Source organism: Streptomyces sp. NPDC018263 (assembly GCF_055562575.1).
Window position 1 is genome coordinate 850,539 of sequence record NZ_JBVHFA010000002.1, and the last position, 19,762, is coordinate 870,300.

The window sequence follows — 19,762 nt, forward strand, 5'->3', positions numbered from 1 at the left end:
CCCGGGTGAGCAGTAACAGGGCAGTGGAGCAGGGAAGAAGCACGGAAGAAGGGGACGGAGAGATGGACAGAGCGCTGGTAGGGCTCATCGCCGGCATCGCGCTGGCGTTCGCCGGCTGGTTCGGCGGCTTCGGCGCGTTCCTGCTCGTGGCCGCGCTCGGCGCGGTGGGCTACGCGGTCGGGTACTGGTTCGACCGGGGCGGGCGCGCCGGGGACCTGCGGCACGCCTTCGATCGGGGCCGCCGATGACCGCCCCCGAGCGGCGCGGCACCACCACGGTCTCCGACCGCGCCGTCCGCCGGATCGCCGGCCGCGCGGTCACCGAGGCGCTGCCCGGCAGGGCCGCGCGGGCGACCGGCTCCTCGGCCGCCGTACGCGGCGGCCGGGCCGAGATCGCGGTCGACGTCGCCCTGCCCTACCCGGCTCCGCTCACCTCCACCGTGCGCCGCGTCCAGGACCATGTCACCGCCCGCACCGGCGAGTTGACCGGCCTGGACGTACGCACGGCCCGCGTCGGCGTCACCGCGCTGACGCCGGACCGGATGACGGAACCGGACGCGACAGCGCGGGAAGCGGCGGCTCCCGGCGGCCGCGTCCCGCGCCGCTGGTGGGCACAGCGCAGGCTGCCCCTCGGCGTGCTCACCCTGCTCGCCACCCTGACCTGCGGCGCCCTCGCCACCGACCTGATCCTGGTGCACACCGGCCACCGCCCGGCCGCCCCCTGGCGCACCGGCGCCCTGCATTGGCTGTACGCGCACGGCCCCGGCGAACCCCCGGTCACCGTGGCCGCCCTCGGCTGCGCCCTGCTCGGCGTCTGGCTGATCGTCCTCGCCGTCACGCCCGGCCGACGCGGCCTGCTCACCGCCCACTCCCCGGCACCGGCCACCCGGGTCGCCGTCGACCGAGGAGCCGTCGCCGCGCTGCTCCGGGACACCGCCGCCGGGACCGAGGGCGTCGACACCGTCGCCGTACGCGTCCGGCGCCGCCGCGCCACCGTCCGCGCCGCCCTCGCCTTCGGGGACCGCGCCGCCGCCCGCGAACAGATCACCGACGCCGCGCGCCGCGCCCTCGCCGAGTGCGGCCTGCGCCGCCCGCTGCGGCTGCGCGTCGCCGTACGCCCCCTGCCGGTGTGGACCCCGCCCCCGGCCGAGACCGCGCCCACGCCCCTCGGCGCCGTGGCGCCCGCCGGAGGGAGCTGATGCGCACCGCCCTGAACCGCTGCGTCCTCGCCGCCACCGGGCTGGCCCTGCTGGCCGCCGGCACCTGGCTGGCCACCGCCGACCCCGCGCTCGGCACCCGGCTTCCCGGCTGGTGGCCGGCCCTCTCCGGCGACGTCACCTTCCTGAGCCCCGCCCGTGTCCTCGATCTGCGGAGCCGGGGATGGTGGACGCCCACCGTGATGGCCGCCTCCGTCGCCGCCACCGCGCTCGGCGCCCTGTGGTGCGCCCGCCAGCTCCGTGGCGGCGGACGCCCGCTGATCACCCTCCCCGCACCCGGCTCCACCGTGCGCGCCCGCGCCCTGGAGGAAGCCGTCGCCCGCGACGCCGCCGCCCTCGACGGCGTCGCCCGCTGCCGCGCCCGCGTCCTCGCCGGGCGCGGGCGGATCACCGTACGGCTGCACCTCTGGCTCCAGCCCGATGTCACCCCCGACGCCGTGCTGCCCGGCGTCACCCGGCTCCTCGGCCGGGCCGAATCGGCCGCCGCCCCCTGTCCCGTCCACGGCCGGGTGCGCCTGAGCGCCCGGCCCCACCAGGTACCGCATGTCCGCTGAACCACACGCCCCCGCCGCCACCCGGCCGCCCCCGCCCCGTCCCGGCGACTGGGGCGGGGCGCTGCGCCGCACGCCGCTGTCCATGTGGCGCGACGACGTCTCCGACGACGCGGCCGCCCTCACCTACTACGCCATCCTGACCGTGCTGCCCGCCCTCCTGGTCACCGTCATCGCCTTCGCGCTGATCAGCCCCGGCACGGCGGAACGGTTCATCAGCCAGGTCACCGCCTATGCGCCCGCCGAGTCCGGCGGCGAACTCCACGACGTACTGGGCCGCATGCTGCGCCCCGACGCCGCGATCTGGCCGCTGCTGGTCGCCGGGACGGCCAGCGCCATCTGGTCCGCCTCCAGCTATCTGGCGGTCTTCCGCCGCTCCCTGCACCGCATGCACCGGGTCGAGGACCACCGCTCGCCCCTGCGCAAGGCCCACCGGATCGTGCTCACCGCGCTGGGGCTGCTCGGCCTGCTCGTGGTCAGCGCGCTGGTGCTGCTGCTCACCGGGCCGGTCGCCGAGGCCGCCGGGCGCTTCTTCGGGCTGGACGCCACGGTCGCCTGGGTGTGGCGCCTGCTGCGATGGCCCCTGCTGCTGGGCCTCGCGGTCGTGCTGATCGTGATCGTCTTCCGCACCGGCCCCCTGCAGGCCAGGCGGCGCAGCCACAGCCTGCCCGGGGGAGTGCTCGCCGCCACGCTGTGGATCACGGTGTCGGGCGGCTTCGCCCTCTACACCTCGGTGCTCGGCGGCTACAGCAGGCTCTACGGATCGCTCGCGGGCTCGGTCGTCTTCCTGATCTGGCTCTGGCTGTCCAACCTCGCCCTGCTCACCGGCGCCCAGTTCACCGCCGAGCTGAGCCGGACGTCGCCCGAACCGTCCCCGTCGGCCGGCTGAGCCGGGGCGGCCCGGGTCCGGACCCCCGCGCACGGCCGGGCGCAGCGTACGGCGAACGCACCGCGACGAATTGCCGACCTTCACCGGCCGTGTTTCGTTGGGTGCTGAGCCGTCCCCGCCCCGGTGGCGGCGCCCTGGCCGGCTGGAGGAACCGTGGCCGAGAAGTTCGTGCAGATCATCGCCTTCGAGACCGACCGCATCGACGAGATGCGCACTCTGGCGATGGACATCGACCGGCGTTTCGGGGGCATGCAGCACGGCCCCACCTACCAGGCCGTCCTCAAGGACAAGAGCAAGGACGACCGTTACTACGAGGTGCTGGAGTTCGCCTCCCTGGAGGCGGCCGGCCGCAGCCGCCACGACCCCGAGGCCCGCGCCTTCGCCGAGCGCATGGCGGCCCTGTGCACCAGCCCGCCCTCCTTCATCGAGTGCGACCTGCTGGAGTCGTCCCGGCCGAGCTGACCGGGACGACTCGCGGCGGCAGCTAGCCGATCCGCCACAGATGGTCGTCGGTGCCGTTGTCGGCGAACTGCACGACCTGCGCGCTGTTCGCCGTCGACATCCGGTCCACCCCGAGGACCTTGCCGCTGTGCTTGTTCTGGAGCCGGAACCAGCCGTCACCGCTGTCCAGACGCCGCCACAGATGGTCGTCGGTGCCGTTGTCCTCGTACTGGACGACCAGCGCGCTGTCGGCCGTCGACATGCCGTCCACGCCCAGCACCTTGCCGCTGTGACCGTTGCGGACCAGGAACCAGCCGTCCCCCCGGTCGAGCAACTGCCAGGCGTGGTCGCCGGTCGGCGTGTCGTCGTACTGGACCACCCGGGCGCTGTTGGCCGTGGACATGTTGTCCACGGCGAGCACCTTGCCGCTGTGCTTGTTCCGCACCCGCCGAAACGGCGGCTCCGGGGTCCACGGGCGGCCGTCCGGCGCGGCGGTCGGGAAGCTGCTGATCCGCAGCCGCGCCGCCCCCATCGGGACCAGTGTCACCGTCTCGACGGGTGCGGTGGACCGCGCCGGGCTCGGCTGGAGCGGCGCGACCACGTGCTCGTCGTCCGCGATCCACTCGGGGATACGGCGGGCCCGCACCGTCAGCCGTACGGGGGTGCCCTCCAGGGTGAACGGGTTGGCCGGGACCGCGCCCGCCGAGCGGACGAACTCCGGCACCGCACCCGGCACCAGCCCGTAGTTCCACGGGGTGGTGGCGTGCACCTCGTACTCGGGGAAGGTGTCGTCGCCCGCGTAACGGACGTACCGCTCACCGATCCTCAGCGCGTACGTCAGCGGGCCGTGCGCCACGCTGACCGCGTTCTCGCCCCCCGCCCAGGTACGAATGGTGGTGCGCTGGGGGAGCCTCAGGGCGATGACGTCGCCGTTCGCCCAGGTACGGTCCACGGTGACGAAGGCGGGGCCCGGCTGCGCCGCCACCCCCCGGCCGTTCACCGTGAGCACCGGGTCCGGGCACCAGCCCGGCACCCGCAGGCGCAAGGGGAAGCGGACCGGGCGGCGCGTGGAGAGGGTGAGCCGGACCGTCTCGCCGAAGGGGTAGTCGGTCTCCTCGGTGACGGTGATCCGCGTGCCGCCGGCCACGGTGGCCGTCACCCGGCAGGGCGCGTAGAGGGCGGCCGCCAGACCCTGGTCCGGGGTGGCGAGCCACAGTTCCTCGGTGAAACAGGGCCAGCCCATGCCGTAGTTGTGCGGACAGCACCGGTACTGGTCGACGCCCGGCTGGAACGACTGCATGGCGAAGCCGTTCTGGAACTGCCCCTGCGTCTTCACCGCGTTGTCCAGGTCGACGCTGTTCGCGCTGGTGATGTAATGCACCGCCCTGCCCTGCGGATCGAGCGCGGCCGGCAGCATGTTGAACGCCAGCTCCTCGCAGCGGTCCGCCCACACCGGGTCCCCGGTCACGCGGGTGAGCAGCTCGTGGCTGGCCATGAACTCGACGATCCCGCACGTCTCGAACCCCTGCCGGGGATCACCGAAGCCCGCCCGCAGATTCTCGTCCCCGGCGAACCCGCCACCGGGGAACTGCCCGTACACACCGAGCACTTGCTCGTACGTGCGGTAGGTGGCACCCGTGTCCGAGGCCGAGCCGGAGCGCCGGGCGTACTGGGCCGGCTCCCGGAAGCCCTGGGCGATGTTGACGTTGTGCGGGGTGGGCAGCGGCCCTGTCCAGTCGGCGCCCCAGGTGTGCATCTTGTCGGCGAGGTCCAGCAGGAAGGCGTCACCGGTACGGTCGTGCAGCCACAGCGCGACATCGAGACCGTCGCCCCAGCGGGTGGCGATCCAACTGTGGTCGAAGGCGCCCTTGCCCTGGGCGTTCATGAAGGTCAGGAAGCGGGTCAGGAACGGGATGATCCGCTGGTCGCCCGCGTACTCCTGCCAGGTGCGCAGCGCCATCAGCAGTGGCAGGAACGGCCAGAAGTCGGGGCCGCCGTCCAGCGAGGTGCGCAAGCCGCGGGGGCCGAAGAACCCGTCAAACTGCTGGGTGGCCAGCACCGCGTCGATCCAGCGGCGCGCTCTGGCCAGCGCGTCGGCGTCCCCGGTGGCGATGGCGAGCGGGACGAAACCCCGCAGCCAGTACGGCAGTTCCTCCCAGCCGGGCTTCTCGGGGTGGACCCAGCCCGAGGAGTCGAAGTCGAGGAAGTGCGAGCGCTGGTCGTAGCGGCCGCACAACCCCTCAAGCTGGAGCCTGAGTTGGCCGGCCAGCCAGCCGCGTGCGGTGATGCTGCCCGGCGCGAGCCGGGTGAAGGCGGCCGGCGCGAGGGCGCGGGCGGCGCCGGGGGCGGCGTACGCCAGGGGGCCGGACAGTGCGGCCGAACCCAGCGCCAGCGCGCCGCCGGCCAGGAAGTGACGTCGGTCGAGGGACATGCGGGCGCTCCTGGGGGTGAGTCCGGCATGGGACGCGCGGCCCGCCCCGGCAGAGGGGCGGGCCGCGCGGTACTTCAGGAGGTGCAGGTGAGCGTGCCGTTCTCGGCGCCCTTGATCAGCGCCTCGTGCGCGGCGTGCAGCCGCTCGGTGTCTGCCTTGAGGATCTTGCGGTCATAGGTGAGCAGACCGTTCAACTCGCCCTCGACGTCCGTGATCTGGGTGTACACGGCGCCGTTGCCGCCCTTGCAGGCCGCGAGCTGCTCGACCTCCTTCAGCCGGTCGAGGTAGACGTCGGTGTACGTCTCCGGGGTCACTCCGACGTAGGTCATCTGGACCGGGAAGGCGTGTCCGGGCACCCCCAGACCGAGGCCGCCGTACTCGCCGCTGACCAGGGCCCTGCGGCCGTCCGCCTGCGGGACCTGCGGGCTCGGGTAGCCGTGGGCGTCGGCGATGTCGCCGTTGCCGCCGTCCACCGCGCCGCAGCAGTTCAGGCCGCTCATGTTGTTGACCAGCCGGGTCGGGTCGAGGGACTTGGCGTAGTCCGCGATCCGCGCCTGGTCGTACTGACCCCAGCCCTCGTTGAAGGTGACCCACATGACCACCGAGGGGTGGCTGTCGTGCTGGAGGATCATCTCCTTCAGCTCGTGCTCGTACTCGGTACGGGCCGCCGCCGACGGGTTGACCGTGTTCATCGCCGGCATGTCCTGCCAGACCATGAGGCCCAGCTTGTCCGCCCAGTAGTACCAGCGGTCCGGCTCCACCTTGATGTGCTTGCGCACCGAGTTGTAGCCGAGCTGCTTGTGCACCTTCAGGTCGTAGGCGAGGGCGTCGTCGGTCGGCGCGGTGTGCAGGCCGTCGGGCCAGAAGCCCTGGTCGAGCGTGGCCATCAGGAACACCGGCTTGCCGTTGAGGATGGTGCGCTGCTTGCCGTTCACCGTCTTGACCTCGACCGAGCGCATTCCGAAGTAGCTGCCCACCCGGTCGGTGCCGCTGCCCCGGCCCACGGTGACCTTGAGCTGGTACAGGTGCGGGTCGTCCGGGGTCCACAGGTGCGGGCGGGGCACCGGCACCGAGAAGGGCTTGGTGCCGGTGCCGCTCGCCCGGCCGACCTCGCGGTCGCCGTCATAGGCGACAGCCGTCACCGGCACGCCGTCCCGCGCCCCGCGCACGCTCACCGAGACCGAGCGGTTCGCCAGGTCGGGGGTGGTCTTCACGTCCTCGGCGCGGTCCCGGCCCACCGGCTCCATCCACACCGTCTGCCAGATGCCGGAGCTGGGCGTGTACCAGATGCCGCTGGGGTCGAGGCGCTGCTTGCCCATCGGCGGGTTCTCGCCGCCCGCCGAGTCGGTCGGGTCGTAGACGCCGACGATCAGCTCCTGGGGGCCGCCGTTCCTCTTCAGCGCGTCGGTGACGTCCAGGCTGAACCGGTCGTAACCGCCCTTGTGCTCGCCGACCTTCTCGCCGTTGACGTACACCACGGCCTGCCAGTCCACCGCGTCGAAGTTGAGCTGGAGCCGGCGCGTGCCGTGCACCTGCCAGTCGGTGGGGACGGTGAAGGTGCGCTTGTACCACATGCGGTCCTCGTGCCGTTCGATCCCGGAGAGCTGGGACTCGACGGGGTAGGGCACCAGGATCTTCTCGCCCAGCTTCTTGCCCGTGGGCGGCTGCTCACCCGCCTTGGCACCCGCGAACTCCCAGGTGCCGTTGAGGTTCTTCCACTTGTCGCGGGTCAACTGCGGCCGCGGGTACTCGGGATGGGCGTTGGAGGGGCTCACCTTGTCGGCCCACGGGGTGCGGAGCTGGTAGGTGGAGTGGTTGCCGCCCGTGCTCCAGAAGTCGGAGACCGCCACGCCGTCGGTGCCGGTCAGGCCGCCCTTGCCGTCGTAGCGCAGGTCCGCGTAGCCGCCGTGGCCGCCGACCACCGGTTCCGTCAGCGGGACGATCAGTTTGCTCGGGTCGGCGGTGTCCAGGTGCGCGGTGCCGCGGGGCCAGGCGGAGCCGCCGACATCGATGTCGAGGTGGTCGTCGAACCCGGCCGGGGGAGCCTGGAGCTGCTGGGCGAAGTCCAGCACCAGGGTCTTGCCGTCCGGCTGGATCGCCGAGTCCAGCGGGCCGTTGTAGGTGAACCCGTCCGGCAGGCTGAACGCCGCCTGCGGGATCGCCTCCTTGGCACCGCCGGGCGGCGTCCAGCGCACATGCAGGTTGGAGCCGCCGTAGTGCTCGAAGTACTCCACCTTGATGTCGTAGGCGTGACCCGCCTCCAGGGTGACGGGCGCCGAGTTCTGCTCTCGGTCCCAGTCATCCACCCAGTGGTCGATGACCTCCTTGCCGTCGACCCACAGCCGGAAGCCGTTGTCGCCGGTGATCGAGAAGGTGTGCGCGCCGGACTTCTCCGGGGTGAGCCGGCCGGTCCAGCGCACGCTCACATCGTCCTGCTGCCCGGCGCGGGCCTTCAGGCGGGGTTCGAGGTCGGGGAAGTCGAGCGAGGGGTCGAAGGCGGTCGCCTTCAGCGTGGCGAAGTCGAAGGCTCCGGAAGCCGACTGGGTGTAGTACTCACCCTTGAGGCCGTGGGCCTCGGCCGGACCGTCGGCCTTCAGCGCGTCCGGGGACACCGCTGACGCCTGGGAGGCCGCGGCGCCCGAGACCACGAGCGTCAGGGCGGTGAACGCGGAGGCCAGCCAGTGGTGCGGGCGGGACCTGCGGCGAGAGGATGGTGGCACGAGTACCTCCGGGGGGAACGGAGTTGCGGGTGCGTGCTCTGCCCGTGCTCCGGCACATCTTGTATAACGTTGGAAACAAGGGCAGTTGGCATGAGAACACGCCTCCTGCGCTCTGTCCAGGTGTCTGACACGAGGCGTGGGAGGACTGAGGATGCGCGTGAGTCTGAAGGACGTGGCCGAACGTGCGGGGGTCTCCGTGAAGACCGTCTCGAACGTGGTCAACGACTATCCGCACGTCACCCCGGCCATGCGGGCCCGCGTCCAGTCGGCCATCGACGAACTGGGCTACCGGCCGAATCTGACCGCTCGTCACCTCCGCAAGGGCCGCACCGGGATCATCGGCCTGGCCGTGCCGGAGCTCGGCAACCCCTACTTCGCGGAACTCGCCGGCGCCGTCATCGACGCGGCCGCCCAGCACGAGTACACCGTCCTGCTCGACCACACCCAGGGCCAGCGCGAGCAGGAGATCCTGGTCTGCCAGGGTTTCCGCGCCCGGGTCATGGACGGCCTGATCCTCAGCCCGCTGGAGCTGGAGACCGAGGACCTCGCCGCCCGCCGCGACGACGCCCCCCTGGTCCTGCTCGGCGAGCGCCGCTACGACCTGCCCTACGACCACATCGTCATCGACAACATCGCCGCCGCCCGCGCCGCCGTACGCCATCTGCTCGCCCTCGGCCGGCGCCGCATCGCCTTCCTCGGCGCCCGCCGGGACCACTCCCACCAGCCCGCCCATCTGCGGTTCATCGGCTGGCAGGCCGAACTCGCCGCCTCCGGCGTGGCGGTGGACGAACGGCTGGTCGCCACCACGAGCGGCTGGGGCCACGAGGACGGCGCCCGCGCCATGGCCGAACTGCTGGACTCCGGCGAGCGCCCCGACGGGGTGTTCGCCTACAACGACCCGGTCGCGCTGGGCGCGATGCGGGTGATGTTCGAGCGGGGCCTGCGGGTGCCCGAGGACATCGCGGTGGTCGGCTTCGACGACGTCACCGAGTCCCGGTACGCCGCCGTCACCCTGACCACCGTCTCCCCGGACAAGGAGGCCATCGCCCGGCTCGCCGTCGAGTCCGTCGTCGGCCGGCTCAAGGGCGACCAGAACCATGAGGCTCCGCGGGCCGCCCGGCTGCTCCAGCCCGGCTTCACCCTCGTGGAGCGGGAGAGCACCCTCGGACGCCGCCCGCACTCGTTCTGACCAGCGCAAAACCCCGTCCCCGGGCCCCAGTTGGGGCTGGTATCGGTTCGGTGTAGCCCGGCACAGGGTGTTTACACGGCACTTCCAACGATGTAAAAAGCATCCTGATCTGGTCACGGCCGGACGGCCTTCCGCAGTCCCGAAGTGGGGTAATCCGCATGAAGCCGCACTCCCGCACCATCACCAGAAACATCCTCGCCATGGGGCTCGTCGCCGGGCTGGCGCTCGTCACCGGCTGCACCAAGTCCGAGAGCGACAACAGCGACAACTCAGTCCCCGCGCAGACTTCCGGCGCGGGCGACGACGCGGGCAAGCAGGTCGCCGAGAGCGGCGGCGGCAAGACCTGCGCGATCGGCGACTACGGCGCCGACAAGCTCGACCTGAAGAACGCCACCGTCGGCTTCTCCCAGTCGGAGAAGGAGGCCAACCCGTTCCGCATCGCGGAGACCGCCTCCATCAAGGCCGAGGCCCAGAAGCGCGGCATCAAGCTGCTCACCGCCAACGCCCAGTCGCAGTTCTCCAAGCAGATCAGCGATGTCCAGGACCTCATCGCCAAGGGCGCCGAGCTGCTCGTGATCGCCCCGCTGAACTCCGACGGCTGGGAGCCGGTGCTCCGCTCCGCCCAGGCCAAGAAGATCCCGATCATCACCATCGACCGGCAGATCAACGCGGCCCCCTGCAAGGACTACGTCAGCTTCATCGGCTCCGACTTCGTCGCCCAGGGGCGCCGCGCGGCCGACCAGTTGATCGAGGCCACCGGCGGCAAGGGCGAGATCGCCATCCTGCTCGGCGCGGCCGGCAACAACGTGACCACCGAGCGGACCAAGGGCTTCGAGGACCGCGTCAAGGCCAAGGCCCCGGGACTCAAGATCGTCTTCAAGCAGACCGGCGAGTTCACCCGCGAGAAGGGCCAGTCGGTCACCGAGCAGCTCATCCAGTCCAAGCCCGGCATCAAGGCGATCTACGCCGAGAACGACGAGATGGGCCTCGGCGCCGTCAACGCCCTCAAGGGCGCCGGCAAGAAGCCCGGCGCCGTGAAGATCGTGACGATCGACGGCACCCGCAACGCCGTGCAGGGCATCGCGGACGGCTGGATCAGCGCCGTCATCGAGTCCAACCCCCGCTTCGGCCCACTGGCCTTCGCCACCCTGGACTCCTTCACCCAGGGCAAGCCGGTCGGCGAGGACATCGTCATCCAGGACAGCCAGTACACCGGGGCCAACGCCAAGGCCGACCTGAACAAGGCGTACTGAGCGCCCACTTCGACCGGGCGCCGGGCACCTCCCGAAGGTTCCCGGCGCCCCGAGCAGGCACGTCGCCCATGACCCCATGGAGAGCAGCCGTGACCGCACCACCCGACGAAGTCCTCGCCGTCACCGGCCTGACCAAGCGCTTCCCCGGTGTACTGGCCCTGGACGACGTGACGTTCACCCTGCGGGCGGGCCAGACCCACGCCCTGGTCGGCGAGAACGGCGCGGGCAAGTCCACCCTGATCAAGGTCCTCACCGGCGTGTACCGCCCCGACGAGGGCGAACTGCGCCACCTGGGCGAGCCGGTGGCCTTCTCGACCCCGCTCGCCGCGCAGCACGCCGGGATCTCCACGATCTACCAGGAGGTCAACCTCATCCCCCTGATGAGCGTGGCCCGCAACCTCTTCCTCGGCCGCGAGCCCCGCACCCGCCTCGGCCTGATCGACTTCGCCCGTATGCACCGCGAGGCGCAGGAGACCATGGCCGAGTACGGCGTCCACGTCGACGTACGCCGTCCCTTGCGCGAACTCGGCGTCGGCGCCCAGCAGATGGTCGCCCTCGCCCGCGCCGCCTCGGTCGACGCCCGCGTGGTCGTCATGGACGAACCCACCTCCTCGCTCGAACCCCGCGAGGTGGAGACCTTGTTCGGCGTCATCCGGCGCCTGCGTGAACAGGGCATCGCCGTGCTGTACGTCAGCCACCGCATGGACGAGCTGTACGCCATCTGCGACACGGTCACCGTGCTCCGCGACGGCCGCCTGGTGCACACCGGCCCGCTCGCCGAGACCGGCCGCCTCCAGTTGGTCTCCCTGATGCTGGGCCGCGAGACCAGCGAGGTCCGCGCCGAGGGCGTCACCAAGTTCACCGGCGGCCACGACGCGAGGTCCCGACCGGTGCTGAGCGCGCGCAACCTGGACCGGCGCCACCAACTCCACGACGTCTCGCTCGACATCCGTCCCGGTGAGGTCGTCGGACTCGGCGGACTGCTCGGTTCGGGGCGTACCGAGACCGCCAAGGCCATCGCGGGCGCCCTCCCGCTCGGCGGGGGAGAGGTCACCGTGGACGGGAGGCCGGTGCGCACCGGGTCGGCGGCCGCCGCGATCCGGGCCGGGATCAGCCTGCTGCCCGAGGACCGCAAGTCCGAGGGGATCGTGCCGGGCCTGTCCGTCCGGGAGAACATCGCGCTGGCCGCGCTGCCCCGCATGTCCCGCTTCGGGCTCGTCTCCGAGGCCAAGGTCGACGCCGTGGTCGACACCTTCATGAAGCGGCTGCGGATCAAGGCCGCGAGTCCGCATCAGAAGGTCGGCGAACTCTCCGGCGGCAACCAGCAGAAGGTGCTGCTGGCCCGCTGGCTGGCCATGCACCCCAAGGTGCTGCTGCTCGACGAGCCGACGCGCGGCATCGACATCGGCGCCAAGGCCGAGGTGCAGAAGCTCATCGACGAACTCGCCGAGAACGGCCTCGGCGTGCTGCTGATCTCCTCCGACGTGGAGGAACTCATCGAAGGGTCCGACCGGGTGGTGGTGCTCCGGGACGGCTCGGTCGTCGGCGAGCTGACCGGGGACGAGGTCGGCGCCGACCAGCTCCTGCGGGCCATCGCCGAGGCCGCCGAGGAGGAGGCGCCCCGCCATGACTGAACTCGCCCTGGGCGACAGGACACTGCCCGACCGGACCACGGTCGTCGGCTGGCTCCAGAACTACGGCGTGTACCTGGGCCTCGCCGTCCTGCTGCTGTTCAACGTCTTCTTCACCGACCACTTCGTCTCCGGCGAGAACTTCCGCACCCAGGCCGTCCAGGTCTCCCCGGTGCTGATCGTCGCCCTCGGCATGGCCCTGGCCATCGGCACCGAGGGCATCGACCTCTCCGTCGGCGCCGTGATGGCCCTCGCCACCTCCGTCACCTCCCTCTACCTCGGCTACGGGCCCTGGCTCGCCCTGGTGGCCGCGCTGGTCGGCGGCGCCGTCATCGGCCTCGCCAACGGCTCGCTGATCGCGTTCGTCGGCGTCCAGCCCATCGTCGCCACCCTCGCGCTCATGGTCGGCGGCCGGGGCCTCGCCCTGGTGCTGCTGCCCCAGCTCAAGGACGTGCGCGACCCCGCCATGGCCACGCTCGGCTCCGGCAGCGTGGCCGGCATCCCCTACCTCGCGCTGATCGCCGCCGCCCTCGCCCTGATCGTCGGCTTCGTGGTGCGCCGGACCACCTTCGGCCGCCGCCTCCTCGCCATCGGCGACAGCCGCCCCGCCGCCCAGCTCGCCGGACTCCCGGTGCACCGGGTGCTGATCACGGTCTACATCTGCTCGGGCGTCCTCGCCGCCGTCGCCGGGTTCCTCGCCACGGCCCGGCTCCAGGCCAGCGACCCCAGCTCCCTGGGCAACCTGATGGAACTGTCCGCCATCACCGCCGTCGTCGTCGGTGGCACCCCGCTCACCGGCGGACGCGTACGCATCGGCGGCACGGTGGCCGGCGCCGTCCTCATCCAGCTCCTGACGGCCACCCTCATCAAACACGACCTGCCCTCGTCCTGGACCCAGATCGCCCAGGCCGTGGTGATCGTGCTCGCGGTGTACGCGGCACGGGAGAGGGGGAAGCGGTGACGCCCAGCACCAAGGAACACCCCGCGGCGGCCGGACGGACCGCGCCCGCCCCCGGCGACACCGCCCGGCGCGGCGACCGGGTGGCCGCGCTCGCCCAGCGGCACGGCGCCCTGGTCGCCCTCGTCGTCCTCGCCGCCGTGGCCTCGCTGTCCTTCGACTCCTTCGCCACGGGCGACAACCTCGGCAACATCGCGATCTCCTCGTCGTTCCTCGCCACCGTCGCCCTCGGCATGACCTTCGTCATCGTCAGCGGCGGCATCGACCTCTCCGTCGGCTCCGTCTTCGTCCTCGGCGGAGTCCTCGCCGCCTGGGGCTCCCAGTACGGCACCGTCGTCGCCCTGCTGCTGCCGCTGGTGGTGTGCGCCGCGATCGGCTTGGTCAACGGGCTGCTGGTGGCCCGTACCGGACTCGCGCCGTTCATCGTCACCCTCGCCTCGATGCTCGCCGCGCGCGGACTCATGCTGGCCATCACCGACGAGGGCGCCGACACCTTCCTCGTCGACCCGGACTCCGTCTTCGCCTCCCTCGGCCAGGGCAAGCTGCTCGGCATCGGAACTCCCGTGTGGATCACGGCGGTTCTGTTCGTGGGCGGTGCCGTGCTGCTGCGGAGCACCCGGTTCGGGCAGCGCGTGTACGCCGTCGGCGGCAATGAACAGGCGGCCGCGCTGATGGGAGCCCCGGTCGCCCGCACCAAGATCAGCGTGTACACCCTGTCCGGGCTGCTGGCCGGCCTCGCCGGGGCGCTGAACGCCGCCTACCTCGCCTCCGGCGTCACCATCCTCGGCTACGGCATGGAACTGGACGCCATCGCCGCCGTCGTCATCGGCGGCACCCTGCTCACCGGCGGCCTCGGCTACGTCAGCGGCTCCCTGGTCGGCGTGCTGCTGCTCAAGGTCATCCAGAACGTCATCAACCAGATCGGCTCCCTCGACTCCGCCTACCAGCAGGTGGTCAGCGGGGCGTTCCTCGTCCTGGTCGTCGTCGCCCAGACCTGGCTGGCCAGACGGCACCGGGTCGGCTGAACGCCCCGACGCCCGCTCACCCGGCCGCGGTCAGCGCCGACAGCGCGCTCGCCTGGGTCCGCCAGTCCACCTGGTTCGGACTCCCGCCGGCCCAGCGCTGGCCGAGCCGGTTCAGCGGGTCCCGGTCCTTCGCCCACACCGAGTCGGCCTGCCGCACCAGATACGCGCGGTAGGCCGCCGAGCCGGAGGCGGACGCCAAGTCGGCCAGATGCCGGACGAAGACGCCCTTGAACTGCTTCTGGTTGTCGTCGCAACTCGCGCCGCCCACGTCGCACGACTCGGTCAGCACCCCGTCACGCGTCAGCGCGGGGCTGGACAGCGCGGCATCCGCCAGCCGCTTCGCGGTGTCGAGATAGCGGGCGTTCCCGGTCGAACGCCACAGCTCGGTGAAGCCGCCGATCGCCAGCCCCTGGTTGTAACTCCACACCGTCTGGCCGTTGTTGGCGCACCCCGAGGTGAGCCCGTCGTTCACCAGCCCCGACCCGTTGATCAGCCCGCTGCCCAGATACCAGTCACCGGCCGTCACCGCCCGCGCGCCCCACACCGTGTCCCCGCCGAGCCGCTGGTGCAGCGCCGAGGTCAGCCACAAATACAGGCCGCTGGTCACCGCGTTCTTGTACGTGCGCTCCCGGTCCCACCACACCCCGCCCCCGCAGGTGCCCGTGTCCCAGAACCCGCGCACATAGTCGGTGATGGTCACCGCCTCGTCCAGATACCGCCGCTCGTGCGTGAGGTCGTACGCCGCCACCCACGCGACCGCCCACCACGCCGCGTCGTCCACGGCCCGGCTGATGAAGTGCCCCTCCACCGGGTCCGAACTCCGCCCGCCGGCCGGGAAGACCCCCTTGTTCTGCTCGAAGGTCCGCGCCACCGCCCAGTCGTAGTCGTGCGTTCCGGTGGCCCGCGCGAAGTCGACGACCGAGGTCAGCGCCACCGCCGAGTTCCACCAACTGCTGCGCCACCAGCCCTCGTCGGTCCGGTACGACGCCATCAGGGCGTCCGCCGCGCCCCGCGCCCGGGTCGGCGCCGGGCGTGCCCAGGCGGTGCAACTCCCGTCCTGGTGCGCGGACTCGCGGCCGCAGGCACGCACCGCACCGCCGTACAGCAGGCCGCGCGGGTCGCGGGTTGCATACATCGCCGTGCGCGTCGAGGACGACCCGGAGGGCACGCTGGTCCGGCCGAGCGAGGAGCCCTCCGGCCAGCTCGCGCCCTCGTCCCACGAGCGGTCCAGCCAGACCTCGTCGCCCGCGCCACCGTTCTCCACCACGCCCCACGCCAGCCCATTGGCCTGGTCCATGTGCAGGCTGATGGTGCGTCCGTACAGGGTGGTGGCGGGCACCGGACGCTCGTCGCGGGCCGCCGTGGCGGGGTCGCCACCGTCGCAGGAGGTGCCGTCGCACACCCGGGGGCGGAACCAGTCCGTGCAGGTGACCCCGGCCGCGTCCGCACAGGCCCGGACCCAGCCGCGCCGGTGGCCGACCGGATCGGTGACGTTGTACATCAGCGTCCGGGTGCCGGTCCAAGAGGAGGGGATGCTCGCCTTCCCCAGCAGCCCGTCCCAGCTCGTCCCCCGGTCCCAGGAGCGGTCCAGCCACACCGTGTCACCCTGCTTGCCCTGGTCCACGCTGGCCCAGGCCATGCTGTCGGGCTCGGAGACATGCAGCCTCAGCAGGCGGCCGTTGACGGTCCGGTCCGGCACCGGGAACGACTCCTGGCGCGCCTTGGACGGGTCGAGGGTGTCGCAGGAGAGCGCGCACACGGCCGGCGCGGCACGGGCGGGGGAAGGCAGGGCGAGCACTCCGCCGATTGCGAGGGCGAGGGCCAGCAGTGCGCCGAGGAAACGGGGTCTGTGAACCGGCATGGCGAACCCTCCAACGTTGAACAAGCCCAGTCAGTGGCACGACAGCACCGCGGGGAAGGGCTGTACAGCATCAAAAGCAGCCACAGCCAACTACCCTGACAACGCTGTCCGTTCCGGATCTGGACACCGGAAAGCGGAGCGTGGTCTCATGCCGGGGAGCCGTGTTTACAACGTTGTATCGCCGTATCGCATCTATCGCTGTACCGCACCTGTGCTGCACCCGTCGTCTCCGCATGTCCGTCGCGCTCGTGAGAGCGCCACCGCCCCCTGGAGCGTGCCGTGCGACCACCCTTCCCCCGTACCCTCCGCCCGCCGCGCGGACCGGTCATCGCCCTCGCCCTGGCCTGCGCGGGCGTCGCGCTCGCCCCCGTCGGCGCCGACGCGGCCACCCAGGCCGCCAAGGCCCGCCCGGCCACCGTCACCGTGCCGGGCGCCCGGTTCCAGGTGCTGTCCCCGACCCTGATCCGTACCGAGTACGCCGGGGACGACAAGTTTGAGGACGGCGCCACCTTCAACGCCATCGGCCGGGGCGCCTTCACCCCGCCCGCCTACACCTCCTCCGTCAAGGACGGCGTCCTCACCGTCACCACCAGCGCCCTGACCCTCCGCTACAAGCTGGGCTCCGGACCCTTCACCGCCGACAACCTCACCGTCCGCCTGAAGGCCGGGCAGAAGCAGGTGCAGGCGAGCCCCTGGCAGCGCCCCGACTGCGCGACCGGCACCCTGTGCGAGGCCGAGGGCCAGCTCCACGACGGCCCCGGCGTCGCCACCGACCACACCGGGTACACCGGCAAGGGCTTCCTCGCCGGCTTCGACGTCACGAACAACTCGCTGACCACGGACGTACGTTCACCCGAAGCCGGCGCCTACGAGTTCACCGTCCGCTATGCCAACGCGGTCGGCTCGGACGGGCGCCGCGAGACCCGCACCCTCAGTCTCAGCGTGGACGGCGGCGCCAGCAGGACGTTCAACCTCCCCGCCACCGCCGACTGGAACACCTGGAGCGTGGCCCGGCTGCCCCTGAACCTGGGCGCCGGAACGCACACCGTACGGCTCCAGCGCACCGCCGCCGACTCCGGCAACGTCAACATCGACAGCACGGCCCTGGTGAAGCCGGGCGCCGACCACCCGGCGCGGGACCGCACCGCCGTCCCCGCCTGCGCGTTCGGCACGAACTGCGAGGCCGAGGACGGCCTCCTCGCCGGCTCCGCAGTCATCGCCACCGACCACCGGGGGAACTCCGGCGACGGCTTCGCCGCCGAGCTGAACAAGGACGCCTCCCTCACCCGCCGCGTGGTCGACGTCCCCCGCGACGGCACCTACCGCCTCCACCTGCGCTACGCCAACGGCACCGGCGGCGACGGCCGCCACGACAAGCGCACGGTGGCGGTCCGTCCCGGCACCGGCGCCCCGGTGAACCTCACCCTCGACCCCACCGACAACTGGGACACTTGGCAGACCGCCTCCACCACCGTCGTCTTGAAGGCCGGCGCCAACGACGTCACCCTCGCCTGCCCCGACGCCACGAGCTGCCACGTCAACGTCGACACCCTCGGCGTCACCGCCACGGCCGACCCCACCCCGGAGCCGCACCTCGCCCTCGGCGGCTACCGCCGCAGCCTCGACGGACTCGACGGCGACCACGACCCCAGCCCCCGCACCACGCCCGGCCTGCTGCACCGCGACGGCTGGCACCTGCTGGACGACACCCCCTCCGCCGTCTACGACGCCCGCACCGGCAAGGCCGCCCCGCGCGCCGGACACGCCGGCAAGCCCTACCAGGACGGCTACCTCTTCGGCTTCGGCCACGACTACAAGCAGGGCCTCACCGATCTCGCCACCCTCACCGGCCCGCCCGCGCTGCTGCCCCGCTGGGCCTACGGCGTCTGGTACTCCGAGTACATCGACCGCACCGCGAAGGACTACCAGGACACCATCCTGCCCGCCTTCCGCGCGGCCGGGGTCCCGCTGGACGTGCTCGTCACCGACACCGACTTCAAGGCACCCAACACCTGGAGCGGCTGGAACTTCGACCCGGCCAAGTACCCCGACCCCAAGGGCTTCTTCGACTGGTCGACCGCGCAGGGCCTGCACAACACCCTGAACGTGCACCCCAGCATCCTGGAGTCCGACCCGCAGTACGCGAGGGCCCAGCAGACCGCCAAGGGCAAGCTGAGCAAGGGCGGTTGCGCGGGCTCGGCCGGGTCCGAGTGCCGTACCTTCGATTTCGGCGACCCCGACCAGCTCAAGGCGTACCTCGAGCTGCACCGCCCCTTCGACCGTGCCGGGAACGACTTCTGGTGGCTGGACTGGTGCTGCGACGCCTCCCGCTCCTCGCAGCCCGGTGTCACCCCGGACGCCTGGATCAACCAGCAGTACGCCGGTCTCACCGCCGAGACCGCCGAGCGTCCCTTCGTGCTCTCCCGCGCCTACGGCTCCCTCCAGGCGGGCGGCTACAGCGGCGGCGTCGGGCTGCCCACCGGCCCCTGGGCCGACAAGCGCACCACGCTCCACTTCTCCGGCGACACCTCCTCCACCTGGGGCACCCTGAGCGCCGAGGTCGGTTACACACCGGGTGAGTCCGCCGCCACCGGCATGGCCGCCATCAGCCATGACATCGGCGGCCACAACGACGGGCACGGCATCGCCGGCGCCGAGACCTACACCACCGACGACGGCCGCACCCACCGCACCACCAAGCTGCCCGACGACCTGTACGCCCGCTGGGTCCAGTTCGGCACCTTCCAGCCCATCGACCGCCTGCACAGCAACCACAGCGACCGGCTGCCCTGGCAGTACGGCGACGCGGCCCGCGACTCCGCCACCAAGTTCCTGCGGCTCCGCGAGTCCCTCGTGCCGTACACGTACACCCTCGCCCAGCAGGCCGCCACCACCGGCGTCCCCCTCGTCCGCCCGCTCTACCTGGACCACCCCGAGGACGAGGCCGCCTACACCCGGGCCGGCAGCGAGTACCTGTACGGGCCCGACCTGCTGGTGGCGCCGGTCACCACACCCGGCACCAGCACCACCACCTCGGTCTGGTTCCCCGAGGGCACCTGGACCGACTACTTCACCGGCCGCACCTACACCGCGGGCAGCGGCGGCAGCACGTACGACGTGACGACCACCCTGGACACCATGCCGGTGTTCGTCCGCGCCGGGGGCATCGTCGCCACCCGCGCCGGCGACGCCGCCCACGACTCCGGCACCCCCCTGGACCAGGTCGGCGTCACCGTCGCCACCGGCGCGCCGGGCGCCTTCACCCTCTACGAGGACGACGGCGTCAGCACCCCCGCCCGCCACCGCTCGGCAACCACCCGCATCAGCTACACCGGGCACACCCTGCGCATCGCCCCCACCCAGGGCACCTACAAGGGCCTGCCGAGCCGCCGTAGTTGGACGGTCACCTTCCAGGGCCTCACCGGGCCCCCGGCCCGCGTCACCTCCAACGGCGCCACGCTCGCCCCCTCCGCCTGGCAGTGGGACACCAACACCCACACCCTGAAGATCACCACTCCGAGGACGAGCGTCCGTCAGCCGGTGACCGTCGGCTTCAACTAGCCGTATCCGAACGGCAGGAGGGCCCGCGCGAACTCC

The 19,762-nt window shown here is 72.0% G+C and carries 14 protein-coding genes; 11 read left to right on the plus strand and 3 right to left on the minus strand.

All coding sequences use genetic code 11. From position 1 onward, the window contains the following. Positions 1–62 precede the first annotated feature (62 nt). The 5 genes from ACZ3HQ_RS08740 (at position 63) to ACZ3HQ_RS08760 (ending at position 3,118) form a co-directional block, all read left to right on the plus strand. The gene (locus ACZ3HQ_RS08740; RefSeq protein ID WP_086694531.1) at positions 63–248 is read left to right on the plus strand and encodes a hypothetical protein; all 186 of its coding nucleotides are present in this window, start codon (positions 63–65) and stop codon (positions 246–248) included. Continuing rightward, positions 245–1,198 carry a DUF6286 domain-containing Asp23/Gls24 family envelope stress response protein gene (locus tag ACZ3HQ_RS08745; protein ID WP_467508974.1) on the plus strand — a complete coding sequence of 318 codons (954 nt, stop codon included), beginning with the start codon at positions 245–247 and terminating at the stop codon, positions 1,196–1,198. Before ACZ3HQ_RS08740 ends, ACZ3HQ_RS08745 begins: the two co-directional genes overlap by 4 nt. Next, entirely contained in the window at positions 1,198–1,770 is a 573-nt protein-coding gene (locus ACZ3HQ_RS08750) for a hypothetical protein (protein ID WP_467508975.1), read from the plus strand. Before ACZ3HQ_RS08745 ends, ACZ3HQ_RS08750 begins: the two co-directional genes overlap by 1 nt. Then, positions 1,760–2,656 carry a YihY/virulence factor BrkB family protein gene (locus ACZ3HQ_RS08755; RefSeq protein ID WP_467508976.1) on the plus strand — a complete coding sequence of 299 codons (897 nt, stop codon included), beginning with the start codon at positions 1,760–1,762 and terminating at the stop codon, positions 2,654–2,656. The genes ACZ3HQ_RS08750 and ACZ3HQ_RS08755 overlap by 11 nt, the downstream gene beginning before the upstream one ends. Positions 2,657–2,809: 153 nt before the next feature. Next, the gene (locus ACZ3HQ_RS08760) at positions 2,810–3,118 is read left to right on the plus strand and encodes a hypothetical protein (RefSeq protein ID WP_030813481.1); all 309 of its coding nucleotides are present in this window, start codon (positions 2,810–2,812) and stop codon (positions 3,116–3,118) included. Between the two features lie 22 nt (positions 3,119–3,140). Here the strand turns inward: ACZ3HQ_RS08760 and ACZ3HQ_RS08765 are convergent, their stop codons facing one another. Together ACZ3HQ_RS08765 and ACZ3HQ_RS08770 are read right to left on the minus strand one after the other, a co-directional pair. Continuing rightward, complete coding sequence (locus ACZ3HQ_RS08765; RefSeq protein ID WP_467508977.1) at positions 3,141–5,528, minus strand: RICIN domain-containing protein; 2,388 nt, start codon at positions 5,526–5,528, stop codon at positions 3,141–3,143. A gap of 74 nt (positions 5,529–5,602) precedes the next feature. Then, on the minus strand, positions 5,603–8,248 hold the full coding sequence (locus tag ACZ3HQ_RS08770; RefSeq protein WP_467508978.1) for a PA14 domain-containing protein: 2,646 nt from the start codon (positions 8,246–8,248) through the stop codon (positions 5,603–5,605). A gap of 151 nt (positions 8,249–8,399) precedes the next feature. Here ACZ3HQ_RS08770 and ACZ3HQ_RS08775 point away from each other — a divergent pair, with 151 nt between their 5' ends. From ACZ3HQ_RS08775 to ACZ3HQ_RS08795, 5 genes are all read left to right on the plus strand, one after another. Then, positions 8,400–9,437 (plus strand): LacI family DNA-binding transcriptional regulator, encoded by a 1,038-nt coding sequence (locus ACZ3HQ_RS08775; RefSeq protein WP_467508979.1) that lies wholly within the window; start codon positions 8,400–8,402, stop codon positions 9,435–9,437. 158 nt (positions 9,438–9,595) lie between these two features. Continuing rightward, the gene (locus ACZ3HQ_RS08780; protein ID WP_467508980.1) at positions 9,596–10,690 is read left to right on the plus strand and encodes an ABC transporter substrate-binding protein; all 1,095 of its coding nucleotides are present in this window, start codon (positions 9,596–9,598) and stop codon (positions 10,688–10,690) included. A gap of 68 nt (positions 10,691–10,758) precedes the next feature. Then, complete coding sequence (locus tag ACZ3HQ_RS08785) at positions 10,759–12,324, plus strand: sugar ABC transporter ATP-binding protein (protein WP_467508981.1); 1,566 nt, start codon at positions 10,759–10,761, stop codon at positions 12,322–12,324. Further along, positions 12,317–13,282: an ABC transporter permease gene (locus ACZ3HQ_RS08790; RefSeq protein ID WP_467508982.1), complete on the plus strand. Its 966-nt coding sequence runs from the start codon at positions 12,317–12,319 to the stop codon at positions 13,280–13,282. The genes ACZ3HQ_RS08785 and ACZ3HQ_RS08790 overlap by 8 nt, the downstream gene beginning before the upstream one ends. 80 nt (positions 13,283–13,362) lie before the next feature. Then, on the plus strand, positions 13,363–14,304 hold the full coding sequence (locus ACZ3HQ_RS08795; RefSeq protein ID WP_467509071.1) for an ABC transporter permease: 942 nt from the start codon (positions 13,363–13,365) through the stop codon (positions 14,302–14,304). A 16-nt stretch (positions 14,305–14,320) separates the two neighbouring features. Here the strand turns inward: ACZ3HQ_RS08795 and ACZ3HQ_RS08800 are convergent, their stop codons facing one another. Then, a complete protein-coding gene (locus ACZ3HQ_RS08800) occupies positions 14,321–16,165 on the minus strand; it encodes a glycoside hydrolase family 76 protein (RefSeq protein ID WP_467508983.1) in 1,845 nt (614 codons plus the stop codon). 279 nt (positions 16,166–16,444) lie between these two features. On the opposite strand from ACZ3HQ_RS08800, the gene ACZ3HQ_RS08805 reads away from it, so the two are divergent. Then, on the plus strand, positions 16,445–19,726 hold the full coding sequence (locus tag ACZ3HQ_RS08805) for a TIM-barrel domain-containing protein (RefSeq protein ID WP_467508984.1): 3,282 nt from the start codon (positions 16,445–16,447) through the stop codon (positions 19,724–19,726). Positions 19,727–19,762 lie beyond the last annotated feature (36 nt).

What these genes read in the sequence shown, in the direction of transcription:
- ACZ3HQ_RS08775 (WP_467508979.1), top strand. Translation starts at nt 8,400, where the DNA reads ATGCGCGTGAGTCTGAAGGACGTGGCCGAACGTGCGGGGGTCTCCGTG.
- ACZ3HQ_RS08765 (WP_467508977.1), bottom strand. Translation starts at nt 5,528, where the DNA reads ATGTCCCTCGACCGACGTCACTTCCTGGCCGGCGGCGCGCTGGCGCTG.
- ACZ3HQ_RS08780 (WP_467508980.1), top strand. Translation starts at nt 9,596, where the DNA reads ATGAAGCCGCACTCCCGCACCATCACCAGAAACATCCTCGCCATGGGG.
- ACZ3HQ_RS08785 (WP_467508981.1), top strand. Translation starts at nt 10,759, where the DNA reads ATGACCCCATGGAGAGCAGCCGTGACCGCACCACCCGACGAAGTCCTC.
- ACZ3HQ_RS08800 (WP_467508983.1), bottom strand. Translation starts at nt 16,165, where the DNA reads ATGCCGGTTCACAGACCCCGTTTCCTCGGCGCACTGCTGGCCCTCGCC.
- ACZ3HQ_RS08740 (WP_086694531.1), top strand. Translation starts at nt 63, where the DNA reads ATGGACAGAGCGCTGGTAGGGCTCATCGCCGGCATCGCGCTGGCGTTC.
- ACZ3HQ_RS08750 (WP_467508975.1), top strand. Translation starts at nt 1,198, where the DNA reads ATGCGCACCGCCCTGAACCGCTGCGTCCTCGCCGCCACCGGGCTGGCC.
- ACZ3HQ_RS08755 (WP_467508976.1), top strand. Translation starts at nt 1,760, where the DNA reads ATGTCCGCTGAACCACACGCCCCCGCCGCCACCCGGCCGCCCCCGCCC.
- ACZ3HQ_RS08745 (WP_467508974.1), top strand. Translation starts at nt 245, where the DNA reads ATGACCGCCCCCGAGCGGCGCGGCACCACCACGGTCTCCGACCGCGCC.
- ACZ3HQ_RS08790 (WP_467508982.1), top strand. Translation starts at nt 12,317, where the DNA reads ATGACTGAACTCGCCCTGGGCGACAGGACACTGCCCGACCGGACCACG.